General features: G+C 50.6%; 2 tRNA genes and 3 rRNA genes. All 5 read right to left on the reverse strand.

What is annotated here, in order from left to right:
• Positions 1 to 52: 52 nt before the first annotated feature.
• The 5 genes from rrf to CUZ56_RS14780 all read right to left on the reverse strand — a co-directional run bounded on the left by rrf (position 53) and on the right by CUZ56_RS14780 (position 5,403).
• Positions 53 to 168 (reverse strand): 5S ribosomal RNA (gene rrf / locus CUZ56_RS14760).
• 167 nt (positions 169 to 335) lie between these two features.
• A 23S ribosomal RNA gene (locus tag CUZ56_RS14765) occupies positions 336 to 3,231 on the reverse strand.
• Between the two features lie 337 nt (positions 3,232 to 3,568).
• Positions 3,569 to 3,644 (reverse strand) — tRNA-Ala (locus CUZ56_RS14770).
• Between the two features lie 31 nt (positions 3,645 to 3,675).
• Positions 3,676 to 3,752, reverse strand: a tRNA-Ile gene (locus CUZ56_RS14775).
• A 118-nt stretch (positions 3,753 to 3,870) separates the two neighbouring features.
• Positions 3,871 to 5,403: ribosomal RNA gene (locus CUZ56_RS14780) — 16S ribosomal RNA — on the reverse strand.
• The 16S, 23S and 5S rRNA genes sit together here with 2 tRNA genes alongside, the layout of an rRNA operon.
• Positions 5,404 to 5,664: the final 261 nt, after the last annotated feature.

Here is a 5,664-nt window from a genome sequence, read left to right on the forward strand (position 1 = left end):
CCAATAAAAAAGCCCCCTGTGTTTAGCAGAGGGCTTTTTCGTAGCATAAATAGTCTGACGATGTCCTACTTTCACACCCGGCAATTGGGCACTATCATCGGCGCTAAGGCGTTTCACTGTCCTGTTCGGGATGGGAAGGAGTGGTGCCACCTTGCTATGGTCATCAGACTGTAACCTGTTGTTCTGAAGAAAGAGCTTGCTTGCAAGCTCCCACTTCTCAATTCATATCATCGCTAATCAGCTTATCTTGATTGGCGCCTCTTTCATATAAAAGGGCATAAATCACGTATTCATTTTCGCAGTGACCTACTTTTCACTTTGTCAATCAAAGTTATAGGGTCAAGCCTCACGAGCAATTAGTACCGGTTAGCTACGTACATTACTGCACTTCCACACCCGGCCTATCAACGTCCTGGTCTCGAACGACTCTTCAGGGGGCTCTAGGCCCCGGCAAGACTTATCTTGAGACGAGTTTCCCGCTTAGATGCTTTCAGCGGTTATCTCTTCCGCACTTAGCTACTCGGCAATGCCACTGGCGTGACAACCGATACACCAGAGGTGCGTCCACTCCGGTCCTCTCGTACTAGGAGCAGGCTCTCTCAATCTTGCAGCGCCCACGGAAGATAGGGACCAAACTGTCTCACGACGTTTTAAACCCAGCTCACGTACCTCTTTAAATGGCGAACAGCCATACCCTTGGGACCGGCTACAGCCCCAGGATGAGATGAGCCGACATCGAGGTGCCAAACACCGCCGTCGATATGAACTCTTGGGCGGTATCAGCCTGTTATCCCCAGAGTACCTTTTATCCGTTGAGCGATGGCCCTTCCATTCAGAACCACCGGATCACTATGTCCTGCTTTCGCATCTGCTCGACTTGTCAGTCTCGCAGTTAAGCACGCTTGTACCATTGCACTATCAGCACGATTTCCGACCGTGCCTAGCGTACCTTCGAACTCCTCCGTTACACTTTAGGAGGAGACCGCCCCAGTCAAACTGCCTACCATGCACTGTCCCCAGTCCCGATTCAGGGACCTAGGTTAGAACCTCAAACACACCAGGGTGGTATTTCAAGGGCGGCTCTGCGCATACTAGCGTACACGCTTCATAGCCTCCCACCTATCCTACACAGATATATTCAAAGTCCAATACAAAGCTACAGTAAAGGTTCATGGGGTCTTTCCGTCTTTCCGCGGGGAGATTGCATCATCACAAACATTTCAACTTCGCTGAGTCTCTGGAGGAGACAGTGTGGCCATCGTTATGCCATTCGTGCAGGTCGGAACTTACCCGACAAGGAATTTCGCTACCTTAGGACCGTTATAGTTACGGCCGCCGTTTACTGGGACTTCAATCAAGAGCTTGCACCCCATCATTTAATCTTCCAGCACCGGGCAGGCATCACACCCTATACTTCCACTTTCGTGTTAGCAGAGTGCTGTGTTTTTAATAAACAGTCGCAGCCACCTATTCTCTGCGGCCCCCTTCGGCTCCCGTTGTTCACGTTCACCTACCAAGGGCACACCTTCTCCCGAAGTTACGGTGTCAATTTGCCGAGTTCCTTCTCCAGAGTTCTCTCAAGCGCCTTAGAATACTCATCTCGCGCACCAGTGTCGGTTTGCGGTACGGTCGTGTTGTAGCTGAAGCTTAGTGGCTTTTCTTGGAAGCTGGGTATCACTCACTTCAGGTCCGTAGACCCTCGTCCTCATCCTCAGTGTTTAAATAGGAGTCCGGATTTGCCTAAACTCCCCACCTACGAATCGCAACAGCCTATTCCAACAGGCTGATGAGCTAACCTTCTTCGTCCCCACATCGCACTACAACTCGGTACAGGAATATTAACCTGTTTCCCATCAGCTACGCATCTCTGCCTCGCCTTAGGGGCCGACTCACCCTACGCCGATGAACGTTGCGTAGGAAACCTTGCGCTTTCGGCGAAGGGGCTTTTCACCCCTTTTAACGCTACTCATGTCAGCATTCGCACTTCTGATACCTCCAGCAAACCTCACAGTTCACCTTCTCAGGCTTACAGAACGCTCTCCTACCACGCACAGTCAAACTGTGCATCCGCAGCTTCGGTAACTGGCTTGAGCCCCGTTACATCTTCCGCGCAGGACGACTCGATCAGTGAGCTATTACGCTTTCTTTAAAGGATGGCTGCTTCTAAGCCAACCTCCTGACTGTCTATGCCTTCCCACTTCGTTTCCCACTTAGCCAATTTTGGGGACCTTAGCTGGCGGTCTGGGTTGTTTCCCTCTTGTGTCCGGACGTTAGCACCCGGTGCACTGTCTCCCAAGCTCATACTCATCGGTATTCGGAGTTTGCCATGGTTTGGTAAGTCGCCATGACCCCCTAGCCATAACAGTGCTCTACCCCCGATGGTAATACTTGAGGCACTACCTAAATAGTTTTCGGAGAGAACCAGCTATTTCCAAGTTTGTTTAGCCTTTCACCCCTATCCACAGCTCATCCGCTAGTTTTGCAACACTAGTCGGTTCGGACCTCCAGTGCGTGTTACCGCACCTTCATCCTGGCCATGGATAGATCACTTGGTTTCGGGTCTACACCTAGCGACTATGACGCCCTATTCGGACTCGGTTTCCCTACGCCTGCCCTATTCGGTTAAGCTTGCCACTAAATGTAAGTCGCTGACCCATTATACAAAAGGTACGCCGTCACCCCATTAAGAGGCTCCGACTTTTTGTAAGCATGCGGTTTCAGTATCTATTTCACTCCCCTCCCGGGGTTCTTTTCGCCTTTCCCTCACGGTACTAGTTCACTATCGGTCGATAACGAGTATTTAGCCTTAGAGGATGGTCCCCCTATGTTCAGACAGGGTTTCTCGTGCCCCGCCCTACTTGTTCTACGCTTAGTACCACTGGAATGTCTTCAAATACAGGGCTATCACCTTCTTTGGCTGAGCTTTCCAACTCATTTTTCTAACAATTCCAGCTATCTCGTACAGGCTGCTGCGCGTTCGCTCGCCACTACTTGCGCAATCTCGGTTGATGTCTTTTCCTCCGGGTACTTAGATGTTTCAGTTCTCCGGGTTCGCTTCTCATACCCTATGTATTCAGGTATGGATACCTCAAAAGAGGTGGGTTTCCCCATTCGGATGTCTGCGGATAATAATGCTTGTTTGCCAGCTCTCCGCAGCTTTTCGCAGGCTACCACGTCCTTCATCGCCTGTTATCGCCAAGGCATCCACCACATGCTCTTAGTCACTTGACCCCATAACTTTGACGCCAAAGGATCGCTCCCCTAGCTTTCATCCAAAGTGTCTGGTTCAAGTCACTGCTTACAAGATCTCAGCACCACCTTTTTAAAGGTGCTGGTCTTCAATTCGCGTTTTATGCCGTATTCACTTAAGTTTTAAGTGTCTATATGTTTTTGACGCAATCAAGTTGTTTATGTATTTACATACATAAACGCTGATTTTCGACTCTATGAATTGTTAAAGATCAACCGATTTGCTGCTGCTCTCAAGGATCAGCAGATATAAAAGCTGTGTTTAGCGCACAACTTTTATATCTGACGCCTTTTCCTGTGTGTCCGTAAATGCCTTTTTTGGTGGAGGATGACGGGATCGAACCGACGACCCCCTGCTTGCAAAGCAGGTGCTCTCCCAGCTGAGCTAATCCCCCTTAAGGATTCGTTGACGTCTTCCTGTCTTCGTGGTGGGTCTGGTTGGTCTCGAACCAACGACCCCCGCCTTATCAAGACGGTGCTCTAACCAACTGAGCTACAGACCCGCACATTCTTTCTCGGATTTCCTGCGGCTCTACATTGGCTTTGCCGCTTTGGCTTTGACGGACAACCGATAAGTGTGGGCGCTTGAAGCGCTTTTGATGTCTTCTTGTTTGTTTCCAGAAAGGAGGTGATCCAGCCGCACCTTCCGGTACGGCTACCTTGTTACGACTTCACCCCAGTCACGAACCCTGCCGTGGTAATCGCCCTCCTTGCGGTTAGGCTAACTACTTCTGGCAAAACCCGCTCCCATGGTGTGACGGGCGGTGTGTACAAGACCCGGGAACGTATTCACCGTGACATGCTGATCCACGATTACTAGCGATTCCGACTTCATGCACTCGAGTTGCAGAGTGCAATCCGGACTACGACTGGTTTTATAGGATTGGCTCCCCCTCGCGGGTTGGCAGCCCTTTGTACCAGCCATTGTATGACGTGTGTAGCCCTACCCATAAGGGCCATGAGGACTTGACGTCATCCCCACCTTCCTCCGGTTTGTCACCGGCAGTCTCATTAGAGTGCCCTTTCGTAGCAACTAATGACAAGGGTTGCGCTCGTTGCGGGACTTAACCCAACATCTCACGACACGAGCTGACGACAGCCATGCAGCACCTGTGTTCAGGTTCTCTTGCGAGCACTCCCTCATCTCTGAAGGATTCCTGACATGTCAAGGGTAGGTAAGGTTTTTCGCGTTGCATCGAATTAAACCACATCATCCACCGCTTGTGCGGGTCCCCGTCAATTCCTTTGAGTTTCAACCTTGCGGCCGTACTCCCCAGGCGGTCAACTTCACGCGTTGGCTTCGTTACTGAAGATTAAACTCTCCAACAACTAGTTGACATCGTTTAGGGCGTGGACTACCAGGGTATCTAATCCTGTTTGCTCCCCACGCTTTCGTGCATGAGCGTCAGTACAGGTCCAGGGGGCTGCCTTCGCCATCGGTGTTCCTTTGCATATCTACGCATTTCACTGCTACACGCAAAATTCCACCCCCCTCTACCGTACTCAAGCATTGCAGTCACCAATGCAGTTCCCAGGTTAAGCCCGGGGATTTCACATCGGTCTTACAACACCGCCTGCGCACGCTTTACGCCCAGTAATTCCGATTAACGCTCGCACCCTACGTATTACCGCGGCTGCTGGCACGTAGTTAGCCGGTGCTTATTCTTCAGGTACCGTCATCCCCGCAAGGTATTATCAAGCAGGATTTCTTCCCTGACAAAAGCAGTTTACAACCCGAAGGCCTTCTTCCTGCACGCGGCATGGCTGGATCAGGGTTGCCCCCATTGTCCAAAATTCCCCACTGCTGCCTCCCGTAGGAGTCTGGGCCGTGTCTCAGTCCCAGTGTGGCTGATCATCCTCTCAGACCAGCTACAGATCGCGGGCTTGGTAGGCCTTTACCCCACCAACTACCTAATCTGTCATCGGCCGCTCCAATAGCACAAGGCCCGAAGGTCCCCTGCTTTCTCCCATAGGTATTATGCGGTATTAATCCGGCTTTCGCCGAGCTATCCCCCACTACTGGGCACGTTCCGATGTATTACTCACCCGTTCGCCACTCGCCACCAGGTGCAAGCACCCGTGCTGCCGTTCGACTTGCATGTGTAAAGCATGCCGCCAGCGTTCAATCTGAGCCAGGATCAAACTCTTCAGTTTAATCCAGTTAAATTTAAACTCTTGACGGAAACAATTTGGATGTAAAAGTATTTACCTCTACATTTGTCTTGTTTCTTTCATGAGTATTTGAAGAAGTCTTCTCAACCACTCCAAACACCCACGCTTATCGGCTGTTAATTTTTAAAGATACATATTCTGCTTAACCGATTAAAAAGCCCCCTCACTTTTCATCAGGGAGCCTTCCTCTCATCATGCTTTGCAGCTGCGCTGTAATTCAGCGAAGACATGAACTATAGCACC

The sequence above is a fragment of the Saezia sanguinis genome (assembly GCF_003991585.1).
Taxonomy (GTDB): Bacteria; Pseudomonadota; Gammaproteobacteria; order Burkholderiales; family Burkholderiaceae_C; genus Saezia; species Saezia sanguinis.